Source organism: Cellulomonas fimi (assembly GCF_012952065.1).
In the GTDB taxonomy this organism is placed as follows: domain Bacteria; phylum Actinomycetota; class Actinomycetes; order Actinomycetales; family Cellulomonadaceae; genus Pengzhenrongella; species Pengzhenrongella fimi_A.
This window is the reverse complement of the sequence record NZ_JABCJJ010000019.1, coordinates 1-18,180: the sequence shown is the minus strand read 5'-3', so window position 1 is coordinate 18,180 and position 18,180 is coordinate 1. Positions and strand designations below refer to the sequence as shown.

The 18,180-nt window shown below is 70.8% G+C and carries 15 protein-coding genes and 1 tRNA gene; 7 read left to right on the top strand and 9 right to left on the bottom strand.

What is annotated here, in order from left to right; translation table 11 throughout:
• Positions 1-2 precede the first annotated feature (2 nt).
• From HIR71_RS16920 to HIR71_RS11860, 3 genes are read right to left on the bottom strand one after another with little or no spacing between them, the layout of a single operon-like run.
• Positions 3-947 carry an ABC transporter permease gene (locus HIR71_RS16920; protein ID WP_169325284.1) on the bottom strand — a complete coding sequence of 315 codons (945 nt, stop codon included), beginning with the start codon at positions 945-947 and terminating at the stop codon, positions 3-5.
• On the bottom strand, positions 944-1,948 hold the full coding sequence (locus HIR71_RS11865; protein WP_169325283.1) for an ABC transporter permease: 1,005 nt from the start codon (positions 1,946-1,948) through the stop codon (positions 944-946). The genes HIR71_RS16920 and HIR71_RS11865 overlap by 4 nt, the downstream gene beginning before the upstream one ends.
• 15 nt (positions 1,949-1,963) lie before the next feature.
• Positions 1,964-3,652 (bottom strand): ABC transporter substrate-binding protein, encoded by a 1,689-nt coding sequence (locus HIR71_RS11860; protein WP_169325282.1) that lies wholly within the window; start codon positions 3,650-3,652, stop codon positions 1,964-1,966.
• A 114-nt stretch (positions 3,653-3,766) separates the two neighbouring features.
• Between HIR71_RS11860 and HIR71_RS11855 the strand changes: the two genes are divergently transcribed.
• The gene (locus HIR71_RS11855; RefSeq protein WP_169325281.1) at positions 3,767-4,570 is read left to right on the top strand and encodes a class I SAM-dependent methyltransferase; all 804 of its coding nucleotides are present in this window, start codon (positions 3,767-3,769) and stop codon (positions 4,568-4,570) included.
• A gap of 35 nt (positions 4,571-4,605) precedes the next feature.
• Here the strand turns inward: HIR71_RS11855 and polA are convergent, their stop codons facing one another.
• Positions 4,606-7,248 (bottom strand): DNA polymerase I, encoded by a 2,643-nt coding sequence (gene polA / locus HIR71_RS11850; RefSeq protein ID WP_249051822.1) that lies wholly within the window; start codon positions 7,246-7,248, stop codon positions 4,606-4,608.
• A gap of 112 nt (positions 7,249-7,360) precedes the next feature.
• Between polA and HIR71_RS11845 the strand changes: the two genes are divergently transcribed.
• Positions 7,361-7,780, top strand: a complete 420-nt coding sequence (locus tag HIR71_RS11845) for a PaaI family thioesterase (protein WP_169325279.1) — start codon at positions 7,361-7,363, stop codon at positions 7,778-7,780.
• On the opposite strand, the gene HIR71_RS11840 is transcribed toward HIR71_RS11845, so the two are convergent.
• Positions 7,690-8,457, bottom strand: coding sequence for a GNAT family N-acetyltransferase (locus HIR71_RS11840; protein ID WP_169325278.1), 768 nt, complete (start codon positions 8,455-8,457; stop codon positions 7,690-7,692). The two genes, HIR71_RS11845 and HIR71_RS11840, sit on opposite strands and share 91 nt — an antisense overlap.
• A 331-nt stretch (positions 8,458-8,788) precedes the next feature.
• Between HIR71_RS11840 and HIR71_RS11835 the strand changes: the two genes are divergently transcribed.
• From HIR71_RS11835 to HIR71_RS11820, 4 genes are read left to right on the top strand one after another with little or no spacing between them, the layout of a single operon-like run.
• Positions 8,789-10,198, top strand: coding sequence for a branched-chain amino acid ABC transporter permease (locus tag HIR71_RS11835; RefSeq protein ID WP_249051819.1), 1,410 nt, complete (start codon positions 8,789-8,791; stop codon positions 10,196-10,198).
• Between the two features lie 10 nt (positions 10,199-10,208).
• On the top strand, positions 10,209-11,195 hold the full coding sequence (locus HIR71_RS11830; RefSeq protein ID WP_169325276.1) for a branched-chain amino acid ABC transporter permease: 987 nt from the start codon (positions 10,209-10,211) through the stop codon (positions 11,193-11,195).
• Positions 11,185-12,123 carry an ABC transporter ATP-binding protein gene (locus HIR71_RS11825; protein ID WP_169325275.1) on the top strand — a complete coding sequence of 313 codons (939 nt, stop codon included), beginning with the start codon at positions 11,185-11,187 and terminating at the stop codon, positions 12,121-12,123. The genes HIR71_RS11830 and HIR71_RS11825 overlap by 11 nt, the downstream gene beginning before the upstream one ends.
• Complete coding sequence (locus tag HIR71_RS11820) at positions 12,120-12,923, top strand: ABC transporter ATP-binding protein (RefSeq protein ID WP_169325274.1); 804 nt, start codon at positions 12,120-12,122, stop codon at positions 12,921-12,923. The genes HIR71_RS11825 and HIR71_RS11820 overlap by 4 nt, the downstream gene beginning before the upstream one ends.
• Positions 12,924-13,038: 115 nt before the next feature.
• Here HIR71_RS11820 and HIR71_RS11815 read toward each other — a convergent pair whose 3' ends face one another.
• Positions 13,039-14,307: an ABC transporter substrate-binding protein gene (locus HIR71_RS11815; RefSeq protein WP_169325273.1), complete on the bottom strand. Its 1,269-nt coding sequence runs from the start codon at positions 14,305-14,307 to the stop codon at positions 13,039-13,041.
• 213 nt (positions 14,308-14,520) lie between these two features.
• The gene (locus HIR71_RS11810) at positions 14,521-15,204 is read right to left on the bottom strand and encodes an ANTAR domain-containing response regulator (RefSeq protein ID WP_169325272.1); all 684 of its coding nucleotides are present in this window, start codon (positions 15,202-15,204) and stop codon (positions 14,521-14,523) included.
• A gap of 279 nt (positions 15,205-15,483) precedes the next feature.
• Between HIR71_RS11810 and HIR71_RS11805 the strand changes: the two genes are divergently transcribed.
• Positions 15,484-15,564: transfer RNA gene (locus HIR71_RS11805), tRNA-Leu, on the top strand.
• Between the two features lie 204 nt (positions 15,565-15,768).
• Here HIR71_RS11805 and HIR71_RS11800 read toward each other — a convergent pair.
• Positions 15,769-17,046 carry an SAM-dependent methyltransferase gene (locus tag HIR71_RS11800; RefSeq protein ID WP_169325271.1) on the bottom strand — a complete coding sequence of 426 codons (1,278 nt, stop codon included), beginning with the start codon at positions 17,044-17,046 and terminating at the stop codon, positions 15,769-15,771.
• Positions 17,043-17,912, bottom strand: coding sequence for an SGNH/GDSL hydrolase family protein (locus HIR71_RS11795; RefSeq protein ID WP_169325270.1), 870 nt, complete (start codon positions 17,910-17,912; stop codon positions 17,043-17,045). The genes HIR71_RS11800 and HIR71_RS11795 overlap by 4 nt, the downstream gene beginning before the upstream one ends.
• Positions 17,913-18,180 lie beyond the last annotated feature (268 nt).

Below are 18,180 nucleotides of genomic sequence, written 5' to 3'. Positions count from 1 at the left end.
CGTCACCTCTTCCTGGTCTTGGGGTCGAGCGCCTCGCGCAGCGCCTCGCCGAACAGCGTGAAGCCGAGCGCGGTGATCGCGATGCACGCGCCTGGCAGGAAGGCGAGCCGCGGCGCCACCTCGAGCTCGTTCTGGGCCTGAGCGAGCATGCGGCCCCACTCCGCCGTCGTCGGCGCCCCTCCGCCGAGCCCGAGGAACGACAGGCCGGCCGCCTCGATCACGGCGGTCGCGAGCATGAGCGTGGCCTGGACGATGACGGGGCCGAGGCTGTTCGGCAGCACGTGGCTCATCGTGACCGTGCGCCGGCTGAGCCCGAGCGAGCTCGCGGCGAGCACGTAGTCGAGGCCGCGCTGCGCCAGCATCGAGCCACGCAGGAGCCGGGCGAAGATCGGGATCTGCACGACGCCGATCGCGATGACGATCGCGCGCGGCGACTGTCCGATGACCGCAGCGATCGACACGGCGAGCAGCAGCGACGGCACCGAGAGCATGAGGTCGACCAGTCGCATCACCGCGGTGTCGATCCACCCGCCGAACGCGCCGGCCAGCAGACCGAGGAGCATGCCGCCGAGCAGCCCGATGACGGTCGAGAGGACGCCGATCAGCAACGAGGCGCGCGCTCCCCAGATCAGCTTGCTCAGCAGGTCGCCGCCGTACCGGTCGAGACCGAGCGGGTAGGCGTCGGACGGCCCGGGGATGAAGGTCGGGCGGATCTCGGCGCGGCCGGGCAGCGCCTCGGCGGGGAACGGCGCCAGGACCGGCGCGAGCAGGGCGACGAGGACGAACACCAGCACGATGACGGCGCCGATGATCGCGCCCGGGTTGCGACGCAGCCGCCGCATGGCGACGCGCCACTGGCTCGCACCGACGTCGTCGGCCTTGTTCGTCCGGCCCGACGGGACGACGGTGTCGGTCAGGGCGCTCTGCGCGCTCGGGTCGCCGGTCATCGCACACGCATCCGGGGATCGATGAGGCCGTACGAGACGTCCACCGCGAGGTTCACCAGCGTGTACGCGATCGCGATGAAGAGGATGAAGGCCTGCAGCACGGCGTAGTCCAGGTTGAAGATGGCGTTGGCGAGGTAGCTCCCGATGCCGTTGAACGCGAACACCGTCTCGGTGAGGACCGCTCCGGAGAGCAGCAGACCGACCTGCAGACCGATCGTGGTCGCGACCGGCAGCATCGCGTTGCGCAGCACCACCCGACGGCGCAGGCGGGGTGGTCGCAGCCCCTTGGCCCGCGCCGTCCGCACGTAGTCGGCGCCCTGCACCTCGATCACCGAGGCGCGCGTGATGCGCGCGATGATGGCGAGCGGGATGGAGCCCAGGGCGATGGCCGGGAGCACGAGGTGCGTGAGCGCGTTCCACGCGGCGTCCCACTCGCGCGTCAGGATGCCGTCGAGCACGTAGAAGCCGGTCGGGTGGGTGGCCACCATCGACGGGTCCAGGCGGCCCGCCGAGGGGAACCAGCCGAGCTGCACCGCGAACACGTACTTGAGCAGGAACGCGAGCGCGAACACCGGGATCGTGACCCCGATCAGGGAGGCGACCACGGTCGTCTGGTCGAGGAACCGACCCTGGTGCCGGGCCGCGACGTACCCGAGCGGGATGCCGATCCCCACCGCGATGACGAGCGCCACGACCGTGAGCTCGATGGTGGCCGGGAACCGGGCGAAGAACTCCTCCAGGACCGGCTGCTGCGTGCGGGTCGAGGCACCGAAATTCCCCTGGAGGAGCTGTCCCATCCACGCGAGGTACTGCTCGTGGAGGGGGCGGCTGAAGCCGTAGAGCTCGTTGATCCGCTCGACGGCCTCGGGTGTCGCCCGCTCCCCCAGGAGGGCCGTTGCCGGCCCCCCCGGGAGAGCGCGCACCCACAGGAACAGCAGGATCGACAGACCGAGCAGTGTCGGGATCAGCAGCCCGAGGCGCTGCAGGATGAGTCGCGTCATGGAGCTAGCTGCTGCTCACTCTTCGATCGTGATGACGTTGTAGACCTCGTCCTGGACGGGTGAGGCCGGGTAGTTCTTGATCTCCGGCTTGAAGGCCAGCGACGGTACGGGGTGCGCGAGCGGGACGCCCGGGACCATCTCGAGGATCGCCTCGTTCGCCGCCTCGTAGGCCGCGACCTGCTCGTCCTTGCTCGTCTTGTACCGCGCGTCGTTGATCATCTTCGAGAGAGCGGGGTCGATCGGGCCCCACTCGTTCGACGGACCACCGAAGAAGACACCGATGAAGTTGTAGGTGTCGTTGTAGTCCCCCGTCCAGCCGAGCAGGTGCAGACCGTGGTCCGGCGTGCCCTGCATGCGGTCGAGGTACTCCGGGCTCCAGGGCTCGGGTACCGGGTTGACCGTGATGCCGACCTCCTGCAGGTCCGCGCTGATCGCCTGGAACGTCTGCTCGGGCGTCGGCATGTACGGCCGCGAGACGTTGGTCGGGTAGTTGAAGTCGATCGTGAGGTTCGACTTGCCGGCCTCGGCGAGCAGGGCGCGCGCCTTGTCGGGGTCGTACTCGTAGGTCGCGACCTCGTCGCTCCAGCCCTCGACCGACGGCGGCACGAAGTTGGTCGCGACCTCGGTGCCCTCGGGCAACGTCTGAGCGACGAGCGCCTCCTTGTTGATCGCGTACGCGATGGCCTGCCGCACCCGCACGTCCGCGAGGTCGGGGTTCGCTTGGTTCATGCCCAGGTAGAGGATGTTGAACGGCTCACGGTTCACGATCTGGAAGCCGGCCTCCTCGAGCGCCGCGACGTCCGCAGGCCCGACGAGGTCGTAGCCGTCGATGTCGCCGGCCTGCAGCGCCTGGCGCCTGGCGTTCGCGTCCGAGATCACCTGGAACACGATCCGCCGGACCTGGCCCTGGTCGCCCCAGTAGTCCTCGTTCGCGGTGAGGGTGACCTCCTGGTCGCGCGTCCACTTCTCGAAGACGTACGGACCGGTCCCCGTCGGGCGCGCCGTGGCGTACTCCGGCAGCACCGGCGCGGACTCCTCGCCACCGACGGCGTCGGCGTCGTACTTCTCGAGCGCCGTGGGCGACTGGATCGAGAACGCGGGGAGCGAGAGCGCCGAGATGAACTCAGGCAGCGGGCTCTGCATCGTGATGACGGCGGTGTTCTCGTCCTGGGCCTCGCAGCTCTTGTACTTGCCGGTGCCGTCGAGGCTCGCGACGTCGCTGGTGGCGAAGCCGCCGTTCACCTTCTGCCAGTAGTACGAGAGGCTCTCGGACTGCAGCACGCCGGTGAAGTTGTTCCAGCGCTCGAAGTTGAAGCAGACCGCCTCCGCGTTGAAGGGCGTCCCGTCCTGGAAGGTCACGTCCTGCTTGAGGTCGAACGTGTAGGTGAGGCCGTCCTCGCTGACCTCCCACGCCTCGGCGAGCAGCGGAGCCGGATCGGCCGTCCCCGGGACCGTCCCGACCAGGCCCTCGAAGATCTGTCGGGCGACACGGAAGGACTCGCCGTCGTTGGCGAACGCGGGGTCGAGCGACGCCGGGTCTGCAGACGCGGCGAAGATGAACGTGTCCCGCCCCTCGCTCGTGGCGCCGTCGGTCGAGCCGCCGCCGCTGTCGCGTTCGCTCGCGGCGCAGGCGGTCAGGGCCAGCCCCGCCGCGGCGCCGGCCGCGGCCAGCCTGAAGGAACTTCTCACGCGATCACTCCTCATTGTGGGCTTCACCGTGCGACGTCATGACGAGCCGCAGAGGTTCAGACGCTAGACGGGCCAGATCACGGAGATGTTACGACCCAGTACCGACCCGGCTCGGGAGAAACTACCCGTATGTCGTCCCGTGGCGCATCTGCCGGCTACTTCCCCGTTCCGCCCGACGCCGGCGGCCGCGCCGGCCGTCGGTGGTGGGACTCCCACGCCACCGAGTACCTCGCCGAGCACGGCGACTTCCTGGGGCCGACCGACTTCTGCTGGTGCCCCGAGGGCCTGCGGGAGGCCGAGGCCGGGCTGCTCGGCCCGGTGGCCGACCGCGACGTGCTGGAGGTCGGCGCGGGCGCGGCCCAGTGCTCACGGTGGCTCCGTCAGCAGGAGGCTCGTGTCGTGGCGACCGACGTCGCGGGCGGCATGCTCGCGGCCGGCCGGGTGCTCGACGCGCAGACCGGCGTCACGGTGCCGATGGTCCAGGCGGACGCGCGGACGCTGCCGTTCGCCGCCGAGAGCTTCGACATCGCCTTCACCGCCTACGGCGCCGTGCCGTTCGTGCCCGACGCCGAGCGGATCCACGCCGAGGCGGCGCGTGTGCTTCGGCCGGGCGGCCGATGGGTGTTCGCGGTCACGCACCCGACCCGGTGGGCGTTCCCCGACGACCCGAGCGAGCGTGGACTCACCGCGACCCGGTCGTACTTCGACCGCACCCCCTACGTCGAGACGGACGACGACGGCCGGGTCACCTATGCGGAGTACCACCGCACGCTCGGTGACCACGTGGCCGACGTCGTCGCGGCCGGGCTCGTGCTCGACCGCCTGGTCGAGCCCGAGTGGCCGGCGGGGCACGACCGCACGTGGGGCGGCTGGAGCGCGGTCCGCGGCGCGCGGCTGCCCGGGACGGCGATCCTGGTGACGCACCGGCCGTGACGTCCGTCCGCGCCGACCAGGCACCCGCGCCGGATTCAGTGACCCGCTTCGTGCCAGCTCGCGCCCGCCCCGACGGAGACGTCGAGCGGGACGTCGAGCACGGCCGCCGCACCCATCTGCGCACGCACGAGCGCCTCGACCTCGTCGCGCTCCCCCGCGGCGACCTCGAGCACGAGCTCGTCGTGCACCTGGAGCAGCAGCCGCGAGCGGAGGCCACGCGAGACCAGCTCGCGGTCGACGCCGAGCATCGCGACCTTGATCAGGTCGGCCGCGCTGCCCTGGATGGGGGCGTTGAGCGCCATCCGCTCGGCCATCTCCCGGCGCTGCCGGTTGTCACTCGTGAGGTCAGGCAGGTACCGGCGACGGCCGAGGATGGTGGCCGTGTACCCGGTCGCGCGCGCCTCGTCGACGACCCCGGTGAGGTAGTCCCGCACCCCGCCGAACCGGGAGAAGTAGTCCTCCATCAGCTTCGCGGCCTCACCGACCTCGATCCCCAGCTGCTTGGACAGCCCGAACGAGGACAGCCCGTAGGCCAGTCCGTAGGACATCGCCTTGATCTTCGAGCGCATCTCGGGCGTGACCTCGCCGACACCGACGCCGAACACGCGCGACCCGACGTACCTGTGCAGGTCCTCGCCCGTGCGGAACGCGTCGATCAGCCCTGCGTCGCCCGAGAGGTGCGCCATGATCCGCATCTCGATCTGGCTGTAGTCCGCCGTCAGCAGCGTCCCGTACCCGTCGCCGACGACGAACGCGCGCCGGATCCGACGCCCGTCCTCCGTCCGGATCGGGATGTTCTGCAGGTTCGGATCGGTCGACGACAGCCGACCCGTCGCCGCGATGGTCTGCTGGAAGCTGGTGTGGATCCTCCCGTCGGCGGCCACGGAGCGCAGCAGGCCCTCGACCGTCTGTCGCAGGCGGATCGAGTCGCGGTGGGCGAGCAGGTGCTGGAGGAAGGGATGCCCGGTCCGCTCGAAGAGGTCGGTGAGCGCGGCGGCATCGGTGGTGTAGCCGGTCTTGATCTTCTTGGTCTTCGGCATGCCGAGCTGGTCGAAGAGCACCTCCTGGAGCTGCTTCGGGGAGCCCAGGTTGACCTCGCGGCCGATGACGTCGAAGGCCTCGCCCGCGGCCTGCGTCACCATCGCGTCGAAGTGCTTCTCGAGGCCCGTCAGGTAGTCGGTGTCGGCCGCGATCCCCGTGCGCTCCATCCGTGCGAGCACGTCGACGAGCGGCAGCTCGAGCGAGCCGAGCAGCGTCGCGGCGCCCCGCTCGGTGAGCTCCTGCGTGAGCACGCCGGAGAGCTCGAGCACGGCGGCGGCGCGGACCGCGGCGCGCCGCCCCTCGTCCGACCCGTCGAGCTCGAGGTCCAGCGCGCCCTGGCCCGTCGTGGCCGCCTCGTCCGTACGCAGCTCACGTCGCAGGTAGCCGATCGCGAGGTCGCCGAGCTCGTAGCCGCGCCGGTCGGGCTGGCACAGGTACGCGGCGAGCTCCGTGTCGAACCGGACTCCCAAGAGCTCGAACCCGCGCCCGGCCAGGGCGTGCCACGCGTCCTTCGAGGCGTGCACCACCTTGGGGGCGGCGGGGTCGGCCAGCCAGCGTCCGAGCGCCGCCTCGTCCGTCGGGGTGATCGTGGTGAGGTCGAACGCGACCGCCTGCCCGGCGTCGTCGGCGATCGCCACGCCCCAGGCGTCCCCGCCGGCCGAGGCGCCGGACCCGCGCACGTCGAGACCGAGCCGTGCCCCCGCACGGTCGTCGAGCCACGCGGCCAGCTCGCCGTCCTCCAGGGTGGCGACCGCGAGGGCCGGCTGCTCGCCCCCGAGGTCCGTCTCGGTCTGATCGGGCGTGACCATGGCGAACATCCGCTCGCGCAGCACGCGGAACTGGAGCGAGTCGAACACCGTCTGCATGGCCTCGCGGTCCCACGGGCGCGCGGCCAGGTCCTCCGGACCGAGCGGCAGCTCGAGGTCGGTCAGGAGCCGGTTGAGCCGTCGGTTCAGCAGCACCTGGTCGAGGTTCGAGCGCAGCCCGTCCCCCGCCTTCCCGGGCACCTTGTCGGCGTGCGCGACGACGCCCTCGAGTCCGCCGTACGTCTCGATCCACTTCGCGGCCGTCTTGGGACCGACGCCAGGGATCCCCGGCAGGTTGTCGCTCGTCTCCCCGACCAGGGCCGCGAGGTCGGGGTACTGCTCGGGCGGGACGCCGTACTTCGCCCGGACCGCCTCGGGCGTCATCCGGGCGAGGTCCGAGACGCCCTTGACCGGGTAGAGCACGGTGACGTCGTCGTTGATCAGCTGGAAGGCGTCGCGGTCGCCCGTGCAGACGAGCACCTGCATCCCCGCGCCCCGCGCCTGGACCGCGAGCGTGGCCAGGATGTCGTCGGCCTCGTAGTGCACCTTCTCGAGCACGGGGACGTGCATCGTCGCGAGGATCTCCTGGATCAGCGCGACCTGGCCGCGGAAGGGCTCGGGGGTCGCGTCGCGGTTCCCCTTGTACCCGGCGTACTCCTCGGTCCGGAACGTCGTCCGCCCCGCGTCGAACGCGACCGCGACGTGGGTCGGCGCCTCGTCGCGCAGCAGGTTCGCGAGCATCGACGTGAAGCCGTACACCGCGTTGGTGGGCTGTCCGGTGGAGGTGTTGAACTTGTCGACCGGCAGCGCGAAGAACGCACGGAACGCCATCGAGTGCCCGTCGATCAGGAGCAGGCGGGGCGGGGTCGTCGCGACAGCCGCGGCCGGCTCGACGCGCGCGGCGGCTGGTGGGTTCTCGCTCACGGGTGCCAACCTATCCGCCATGACCGACACCGACTTCGTCGAGGCTCTCCGCGCGGGCGCGGCAGGCACCCTGCTCGAGAGGATGGGGATCGAGCTGCTCGAGGTGGCCCCCGACCGCGCTGTCGGCACGATGCCGGTGCAGGGGAACACCCAGCCCTACGGGCTCCTCCACGGCGGCGCGTCGGTCGTGCTCGCCGAGACGCTGGGGTCCTGCGCCGCGATGGCGCACGCCGGGGAGGGTCGGATCGCGGTCGGGATCGAGGTCAGCGCCACGCACCACCGCGGCGTGCGCTCGGGGCTCGTCACCGGGACGGCCACCGCGCTGCACCTCGGCCGGACGACGGCGACCTACGAGGTCGTGCTCGAGGACTCCGCGTCGCGCCGTGTCGCGACGGCACGCCTGACCTGCATGCTGATGGACGCCCGCGCGGGCGACTGAGACTCCGCGTCCGCGGTCGCGGAGGACGAACGGACGTCGTCGCGCTTCTCCACCACGGTGCTGTGCTCGCGCGGCGCGCGCTGGTCGACCACCGCCGCGCGGGACACCGAACGCACCTGTCGGCGCCGCGCGATGATCTCCTCGAGACCGCGGCTGCCCCGCCGCCCGGGCACCGCGCCGACGGCGTCGCCCGCAAGACGGCGCTGCAGCGCGTGCGTCGTCACGACTCGATGGGCCGCCGCGGGCGCGAAGCCGAGCCGCGCGAAGAACCGCTGGACCCCGCGCGCCCCGGGCAGCGGGACGGCGTAGACCTGCGTCGCGCCGGCCTCCTCGGCGACGGCGAGCGCCCGCGCCAGGAGCGCGTGCCCGAGCCCACGACGACGCGCGCGCGAGCCGACGTAGAGCGCCTCGACGTGGAAGCTCACGTCGAGGGTGAACAGCCCGGGTCCCACGACCCGGCCGAGCAGGAGCCCCAGCAGCTCGCCGTCGACGAGTCCTACGAGAGCCTGGCCGCCCGGGGTCGCGAGCAGCGTCCCGAGCTGGTCACGGAGCCGGTCCCGGTCGGCGCTGCAGATCTGCGGTCCGACCGTGGACTCGGCGCGCGCCTCCAGGCACAGGCTGACGAGTCCCTCGAGATCCGCCGGTGCCGCCGCCCTCACCTGGAACCCTGGACGCACGACTGCGACCTCCTTCGAGCGGGGAAGGCTCCGGGCGGCGCAGCAGCGCCGCGGAGCAACACTGTGCCGATCATGACAAAGGCTCGGTCGGTCTGCCTAGGGAAGCCCGACGCCCCCGCGCGAGACTTCACCCGATGATCACCCATACGGTGACGATCCGATCACCCACCATGTCGTCGTTCGCGTGTCAGGACACGTTCGCGACACAATTCCTCCTCTAGGGTCCTTCCCACACGGCGGATGGTGCCTTCGGCAAGGACGCCAGGAACATGCCAGCCCGACCACCTCGAACATGACCGGACGGAGGTCCCAGGTGCGCCGAGCCACGTCCATGGACCGCTCCCCCCTGACCCGCGCCACCGTGCTCGCCGCCCTCGCAGCGATGCTCGGTCTCGTCCTCGCGACCGTCGGCCCGGGCGGTACGGCTGCCGCGCAGACCGTCGCGTGCGCCCCCGACTCAGGCACCGCCTGCATCACCGGGACGTTGCGGACCAGCGCGGGACAACCCGCCGTCGGCGTCGCCCTCGAGGTCGCCGGACCTGGCGGCGAGCAGCAGGTGACCTCCGGTCCCGACGGGCGGTGGTCGCTCCCCGTCACCGAGGCCGGCCAGTACACCGTCACGCTCGACGAGGCGACGCTGCCCGCGGGTGAGACGCTCCGGGACCCGGCGAACAACCCCCGGACCGTGACCGTCTCGCTCGGCGGTGTCGCTGCGGCGCTGTTCCCGCTGGGCACCCCGACCGGACCCGCCGCCCCGAGCGGCGGCGCGACGGGGGACGGCGACGCGCCGCCGCCCGCGACCGGCGGCGAGCCCGGGCTCGACAACACCGTGCCGGGCACCGCGAGCGGCGGGGGCGTGAACTGGGACCGGGTCGCGCAGCAGGCCTCGGCCGGCCTCGTGTTCGGCACGCTCCTCGCACTCGCGTCGGTCGGCCTCTCCCTGATCTTCGGCACGACGGGTCTCAGCAACTTCGCGCACGGCGAGCAGGTCTCGCTCGGCGGGATCCTCGCCTACGTCTTCACCCAGCTCGTGGGTCTGCCGCTCCTCGTGTCGGGTGCGATCGCGGTGGCGCTCGCCGCCGCGTCGGGCTACCTGCAGGACGCCGCGATCTGGGGCCCGCTGCGCAAGCGTCGGGTCGGCATGACGCAGCAGCTCATCGTGACGATCGGGCTCGCCGTGACGCTGCAGTACGTCTTCCAGTTCTTCTTCGGCGCAGGGTCGCTGCGGATCGTGCGCTCCAACCCGGAGACCGTCGCGCTCGGACCGATCCTCATCACGCAGCAGTCCCTGATCTCGCTCGGGATCGCGGCCGCGGCGCTCGGCGGGGTCTCATACTTCCTCGTCGCCACCCGGGTCGGCCGGGCCACCCGTGCGGTCTCCGACAACCCCGCCCTCGCCGCAGCATCGGGGATCGGGGTCGACGGCATCGTGCGCATGGTCTGGACGATCGGTGCAGGTCTCGCGGGTCTCGGGGGCGTGCTCATGGGCCTCTACCTCAACGCCACCGCCTGGAACATGGGCTCGACCCTGCTGCTCCTGATGTTCGCCGCCGTGACGCTCGGCGGCCTCGGGACGGCGTTCGGCGCCCTGGCGGGCTCCATCGTCATCGGGTTGGTCGTGGAGCTGTCCAACCTCGTCATCCCCTCGGACATGCGGTATGCGGGAGCGCTGGTGATCCTCATCCTCGTCCTGCTGTTCCGCCCTCAAGGCATCCTCGGCCGCGCCGAGCGCGTCGGATAACGGAGGAATCATGGACTGGGAACGCATCCTCACCCTGGTCGCGGGCGAGCTCTTCGCGCCGACCACCGCCGCCTACGCCCTGGCCGCGATCGGCCTCAACATCCACTTCGGGCTCACCGGTCTGCTGAACTTCGGGCAAGCGGGCTTCATGCTGCTCGGGGCGTACGGGTTCGCGGTCTCGACCATCGCCGGCTACCCGATCTGGCTGGCCGTGCTCGTGGCCGTCGCCTGCTCGGTGATCTTCGCGCTCATCCTCGGGATCCCGACGCTCAAGCTGCGAGGGGACTACCTCGCGATCGTGACGATCGCGGCGGCCGAGATCGTGCGCATCGTCGGCCGGTCGACGGCGCTGACGGACGTGACGGGGGCGTCGTCGGGCCTGCGGGGCGACAGCTACAAGGCGACCTTCCAGGCCCTGTCGCCGCTCGGGGACGGATCGACGGCCCTCGGCCCGTTCTCCTACTCCAACAGCTCGTCGAACAGCTGGTGGCTGCGCATCGTCGGCTGGCTCCTCGTCGCGCTCGCGTGCGTGCTCGTGTGGCGACTCCTGCGCAGCCCGTGGGGGCGCGTGCTCAAGGGCATCCGCGAGGACGAGGACGCCGTCCGCTCGCTCGGCAAGAACGTCTACAGCTACAAGATGCAGGCCCTGGTCCTGGGCGGGGTGATCGGGTCGATCGCCGGGATCATCTACGTGCTCCCCCGAGCCGTCCAACCCGACTCGATGGGGCGCCCGATGACCTTCTGGGTCTGGACGATCCTGCTGCTCGGGGGTGCAGCCACGGTCTTCGGCCCGGTCATCGGCTCGATGGTGTTCTGGGCCGTGCTCATGCTCATCAAGACGGTGATGCGCGAGGTGGTCCCCTCGACCGTCCTGCGCGCGGAGCAGATCGAGCAGTTCGGCTGGATCATCGTGGGCGTCACGCTCATGCTGCTGGTGATCTTCCGACCACAAGGGATGCTCGGCGACAAGAAGGAGCTGGCCATCAATGTCCGCTGAGACCCTCGCCGCCCTCCAGGGGGTCGAGCGCGTCCCGGGATCGCTCAAGCCTGACGCCATCCTGGTGGCCGACGACGTCACCCGGCACTTCGGGGGCATGACGGCCGTCGACGTCAAGCACCTGGAGATCCAGCGCGGCACGATCACGGCGCTCATCGGCCCGAACGGTGCGGGCAAGACGACGCTGTTCAACCTCCTCACCGGCTTCGACAAGCCGAACAGCGGCACATGGTCGTTCGAAGGTCGTCCGCTCGCCGGGGTCCCTGCGGCCAAGGTGTCCCGTTCCGGGATGGTCCGCACCTTCCAGCTGACCAAGGCACTCAGCCGGATGACCGTGATGGAGAACATGCGGCTCGGTGCCACGGAGCAGCCGGGCGAGAACCTCGCCCGCGCGCTCGTCCCACCGATCTGGCGACCCCGCGAACGAGAGATCACCGCGCAGGCCGAGGAGCTGCTCGACCGGTTCAGGCTGCTCGACAAGAAGGACGACTTCGCCGGCAGCCTCTCGGGAGGTCAGCGCAAGCTGCTCGAGATGGCGCGCGCACTCATGAGCAAGCCGACGATGGTCATGCTCGACGAGCCGATGGCAGGCGTGAACCCCGCGCTCACGCAGTCGCTGCTGAGCCACATCCAGGCGCTCCGCGACCAGGGCACGACGGTCCTGTTCGTGGAGCACGACATGCACATGGTCCGGCACATCTCCGACTGGGTCGCAGTGATGGCCGAGGGCAGGCTGGTGGCCGAGGGGCCGCCGTCGACCGTCATGACCGACCCGGCTGTCGTCGACGCCTACCTGGGCGCCCACCACGACACCGACCTCGGTGACGACTCCGTGCTGTCGGACGAGGTCGCCACCCGGCTCGAGGCGGAGGTCGCAGCGGAGGACGAGCAGGCGGAGCGCGCAGCCCGTCTGGAGGAGAAGCCATGACGACCGCCACCCAGAACACTCCGACGGCCGGTCAGCCGACCCGCGACCCCCTGCTCCGTGCGAGCGGCCTCGTCGCCGGGTATCTGCCCGGTGTCAACATCCTGAACGGGTGCGACCTCGACGTGTACCCCGGCGAGCTCATCGGGATCATCGGTCCCAACGGTGCGGGCAAGTCGACCCTGCTCAAGGCGCTGTTCGGCCTGGTGTCGGTCCGTTCCGGAACCGTGACGCTCAAGGGCGAGGACATCACCAACCACCGCGCGGACTCGTTGGTCCACCGGGGTGTCGGCTTCGTGCCGCAGAACGACAACGTGTTCCCCTCGCTGACCATCGAGGAGAACCTCCAGATGGGCAGCTACCAGGCGCCCAAGCGGTTCGCCGAGCGGTTCGAGGCCATCGTCGACCTGTTCCCCACGCTCGGTGACCGGCGCAAGCAGCGCGCCGGGTCGCTCTCAGGAGGTGAGCGTCAGATGGTCGCCATGGCGCGTGCGCTCATGATGGAGCCGTCGGTCCTGCTGCTCGACGAACCCTCCGCCGGCCTGTCACCCGTCCGGCAGGACGAGACGTTCATCCGGACGCGCAAGATCAACAGGACCGGCGTCTCGATCATCATGGTGGAGCAGAACGCACGTCGGTGCCTGCAGATCTGCGACCGCGGGTACGTGCTGGACCAGGGCCGCAACGCGTACACCGCCACGGGGCGCGAGCTCATGCACGACCCCAAGGTCATCGAGCTCTACCTGGGCACGCTCGCGGCCGACGTCGAGTCCGCCGGCAAGGACGTGCCGCCGCTCGCGTAGCGCCGTGCCCGGCCCGGACGCGGCGCTGTCGTAGCCGCTGTCGCAGCCGCCAGACGCCGGAAGGCCCGGTCAGGATCTCCTGACCGGGCCTTCCGTGTACCAGACGACGACGGCGTCAGAGCTCGCCGAAGACCTCGCTCGTCCAGGTGTACTTGTTGTCCGGGCCGAAGGTGTAGATGCCGACCCAGGCCGAGGACGGGTCGTTGTCCTCGTTGAACGGGCCTGCCGCCGAGACGGCCTGGTAGGCGATGTCGTCGCCGGCCTCGAGCAGGTCGACGCACTCGGCGAACGACGCGCACTCCTCGCCGCCCTCGGCGCCCGAGACGGCCGCCATGTTCTCCTGGATGGTCGGACCGTCCGTGCCCTCACCACGCACCGCGGCGAGCGCGGCGAGGATGACGGCGTCGTACGACTCGGCCGCGTACGAGAAGTCCGTCAGCCCCGAGTTGACCTCGAGCAGACGCTCGCGGAACGACTCGTCGGCAGCCTTGCCGGGCAGCGTGCCCTTGGCGCCCTCGAGCGTGCCCGGCTCGAAGTCGGCGCTGTAGTCGGCGAGGTTGCCGTCGACGAAGTACATCATCGAGCCCGGGACGCCCGCCGAAGCCAGCGCGGGGACGATGAGCTTCGTCTGGTCGAACGCGATGACGACGATCGCGTCAGGGTTGGTGGAGAGCGCCGCGGTGACGGCGGAGGCGACGACGTCGTCCGACGCCGGGTCGAACTCCTCGCCCTCGTTGCCGTAGACGACGGTCCCACCGGCCTCCTCGATGGTCCGCTTCGCCACGTCGCGGAGCGTGATCCCGTAGTCGTCGTTGAAGACGAGGAAGGCGACGTTCGCGCGGCCGTCCTGGAGGATGAGGTTGCCGAGCGCCGCGCCCTGGACGAGATCGGAGGGCGCGGTCCGGAAGTAGAACGGCGACGCACCGCTGAGCGCCGTGGCCGTGTTCGCGGGCGAGATCTGCACGATCTCGGCACCCGTGATGTCATCGAGCACGTTGAGAGTCACGGAGGACGACGCCGCACCGACGACGACCTGGACGTCCTGACTCATGAGGTCGGCGACCGACTGCGTGGCGACCTCGGCGTTGTCGGCGTCCGAGGAGTCCGCGTGAACGATCTCGACGTCCTGGCCGAGAACTCCGCCGGCCTCGTTGATCTCCTGGATGGCGAGGTCCACGCCGGCGATCTCGGGCGGGCCGAGGAAGGCCAGCGAACCCGTCTGCGGGAGGAGCGAGCCGACGATCAGCGGCTGCGCGTCGGTGCCCCCACCCGTGGTGTCGGTGCCGCTGCCATCCTCGTCGGCGCCGCCGGAGCATGCAGTCAGGACCAGGGCGGCGGCGCCGGCGAACGCCGCCGCGCGTACTGCGTGAGTCGATCGGTTCATTGCGTGGGTACCTCTCCACTGAGGACTGCTGCTCGGGTGGTGGCTCCACCGGTCGCAGGGTGTGCCGGAAAGGTACCCATGATGTGTGTCGCGCAGGTCACAACACGCATCCCGCGGCATGTCGTTGCACAGTTGTGACCATTGCCCGCGGCACGACCCACCCGGCGAGCGACCTCGGGGTGGCAGGGCCAGAGCCCCCGCCGACGAGCCTCGTCAGCCGGTGCCGCCGACCTGCTCGATGACGGCGTCGGCCACCTCGCGCATGGTCAGCCGACGGTCCATGGAGGTCTTCTGGATCCACCGGAACGACTCGGGCTCCGTGAGCCCCATCTTCGACATGAGCAGGCCCTTGGCACGGTCCACCCGCTTGCGGGTCTCGAACCGCTCGGCCAGGTCGGCGACCTCGGACTCGAGCGCCGAGATCTGCGAGTAGCGGGAGATCGCGATCTCGACCGCGGGCAACAGGTCCGCGGGGCTGAACGGCTTCACCACGTAGGCCATCGCACCGGCGTCCCGCGCACGCTCGACCAGCTCGCGCTGGGAGAAGGCCGTCAGTAGCACGACCGGCGCGAGGTGGGCCTTGCCGATGCGCTCGGCGGCGGAGATGCCGTCGAGCACCGGCATCTTGACGTCCATGACGACGACGTCGGGCCGCAGCTCGGTCGCGAGCTCGACCGCACGCTCGCCGTCGCCTGCCTCGCCGACGACGTCGAAGCCGGCCTCGCGCAACGTCTCGACGACGTCCATGCGGATGAGCGCCTCGTCCTCGGCGACGACGGCACGGCGGGCCGGTCGGGCCTCCGGCCGGCCCGCGTCGGCGGCGGGCTCGACGAGCGGGGGAAGGTCCAGGGGGGCAGCCGGAGTCGGCTCGCCCGCGGTCGCGTCCTGTGCAGTCACGAGGGACAGCGTAGTGGTCACGGAGCCGTGGGCATCGCGGCTCGGGCATCGCGTGCGCCACAGACGACCACCCTGTGGTCCGAGCCCGGTCCACGGTCGCCGTCCTGGCCCGCGGCCCCGACGATCCGGTGGGGGTGGTAGGACTCCGCCGGGTCGACAACTTTGACCCGCACCAACGCTACGGAGCGCCGCACAGGTCTCGCAGGGTCCCGCACGACGTCTCGCGTCGCACATGCGGGTCGCGACCGTCACCGGGTTAGTGTGAGGGCTCGAAGCAGGGCCCCTGTGGCGGAATGGCAGACGCGCTCGACTCAAAATCGAGTGCCGCGAGGCGTGAGGGTTCGAGTCCCTCCAGGGGCACGAGAGGTCGATGCCGAGCAGGGTGGACCACGTGTGGCCCACCGGGTCGAGTTCCGGGAGGACCCGGCAGCCGTCTCCGGTGAAGCGCGGCACGGCGGCACGGCAGCCCACGAAACCCCACCCGGTCCACGTGGGTGAGAGCTCGCCGCGGCACGAGAGGTGCCGCCTTCGCCCTGGTGGCTCTCCTGCCGCAGCCGCCGCCCGTCAGGACCTGGTCGCCACGTCCCAGTCCGGGCGCAGCGGCATCCCGCTCGAGCCGTGGTCCGGTCGCACAGCCAGGGTCTGGTGGATCTCGATCTCCCCTCTCTCGAAGCCCAGCGCCGAGCCGGCCAGGTACAGTCGCCAGACCTTCGCGCGACCAGGTCCCGCCAGGCGTACCGCCTCGTCGTAGTTGTCCTCCAGATTGCGGACCCATGCCCGCAGCGTCAGGGCGTAGTGCTCGCGCAGGTTCTCGGTGTGCCGGACCTCGAGCCCGGCGCTCTGCACGGCCGAGATCACCTGGCCGATCTCCTGCAGCTCCCCGTCGGGGAAGACGTAGCGCTGGATGAACCCCCCGACGGGCATGGGCCGCTGGCCCGCGGCACGACTGATGCCATGGTTCAGCAGTCGGCCGCCCGGCACCAGAAGCTGGCGCATGCGCGAGAAGTACCCACCCAGCTGGGCGGTGCCGACGTGCTCGAACATGCCGATGGAGCTGATCGCGTCGTATGGGCCGGCGGTCACATCGCGGTAGTCGGCCATCCGGATCTCCACCTGCTCGCTGAGCCCCGCGGCGGCCACGCGGCGCCTGGCCGTGATCGCCTGCTGCTGGGACAAGGTGACACCGACGGCTCGTACGCCGTGGTGACGCGCGGCGTGGATCGCCATCCCGCCCCACCCGCAGCCGACGTCGAGCAACCGCATACCGGCTCTGAGGCCCAGCTTGCGACAGATGAGCTCGTACTTGGCCTCCTGGGCGGAGTCGAGCCCGGCGTCCGGGCTCTCCCAGACGCCGCAGGAGTACGTCATGGTCGGACCGAGGAGCAGGCGGTAGAAGTCACCAGGCACGTCGTAGTGGTGCGAGATCGCTTCCGCGTCACGCGACCGGCTGTGGCGGCGCCCGCGCACGTGGGCCTCCTCCGGCGGCCTCGGGGGAGGTCGTCGGACACCGCCGGCCGCTCTCACGAGCCGTGCGACTTCCAGCAGCGCCCGTGGCCCGCCGAGGGTCGGGCGGAGCCTTTCGCGGAGCGCCAGCAGGGCGTAGATGTCCCCTTCCACCTCGATGTCGCCGGCGACATAGGCACGGACCAACCCGAGCTCGTTCGGTGCGGAGAGCACGCGGTGCACTGCCGATGGGGCGAGCACGACGAGGGTCGCCGGGGCGCTCTGAGGGCCCGCGCTGCTTCCGTCGTAGGCCCGAAGCCGCACCGGCAGGTCGTCCCCGAGCAGACCGGCGATGCTGCCCGCAAGCCCCTGGTCGGTCTCGCTCCCCCGACGCCTCATGAGACCACTCCCGTCTGGTGTGTCCGGAGCGCCGTGACCACGGCCGGCGCCAGGGTGTCGGCGATCCGTCCGTAGCCGGCTGCCGAGGGGTGGAAAAGGTCGGAACTCATGTAGGGGCCGCCACCGATGAACTCGCGGCCCACGGCACGACAGACGTCCACCAGGTGCACCAGGTCGTTCCGCTCGGCCGCACGGAGCTGCACCCTGCGCACGAGCCGCGCGTACGCCCACGCGGCTGCCCGCAACGGGTTGGGCAGCACCCGCATCGCACGGATCTCGGGAAGGCTCGAGACCACCGCCGGCGCACCCTCGCCGGTCAAGGCCGAGAAGAGCTCGGAGGTGGTACGTGCCAGGGCCGCCAGCGGTGTCAGGTGCGTGACGTCGTTGGTGCCCACGACGAGCACGGACACGTCGTGCCCCTGGCCCGCTCGCTGGACCTGGTGGACCAGCACGTCCCTGGTCGTCGCACCCGATACTCCGTAGCCGACGACATGCACCGGACGTCCCGACATGTCGGACACCCGCTGTGCCAGCTGAACCGGTAACGCCTCCTCGATGTCGTGCACACCCACCCCGGCCACCGACGAGTCGCCGAACACCGCAACCTCCACGGGGCGTCCGCCCTGCGCACCGACACCGGAAGGCTCGACGGTCACATCGATGTCGGGCACACCAGGCGGCGCCTCCCCGTAGCGACGGCGCACGTGTGCGGCCTGGCCGCCGGCGACGACGACGAGCGCGGCCAGCGCCGAGATCGTGCGCACGGTCGGCGAGCCGTCGATCCTACGGGGACGGGTTCGGGCCCAGAGGGCCGCCTTCGCGGTCATCTCACCGAAGCACGCGCTCTGCTGTGGTTCCCGGGGCATCGCAGCTCCTCCTCGGCGTTCATCCCCCCTACCGGGGTGGGGTATCAATCTCGTCTCCTGCCCGGCCGGTGACACATGACCTTGGACCTAGGAGCGTGGGTCAGTAACACGCCAGTGCGGGTCCGGTCGGGGTGAGCCTGTAGTGGAGTCCGCCAGAGTGGTGTACCGGTAGCCCGGTGAGCGCGTCGCGGTAGACGACGGCGCGGTCACCGCGTGACCCTTCGAGTGAACCTCTCACAGCACCCTCGAAGTGGAGACCCACGATGAC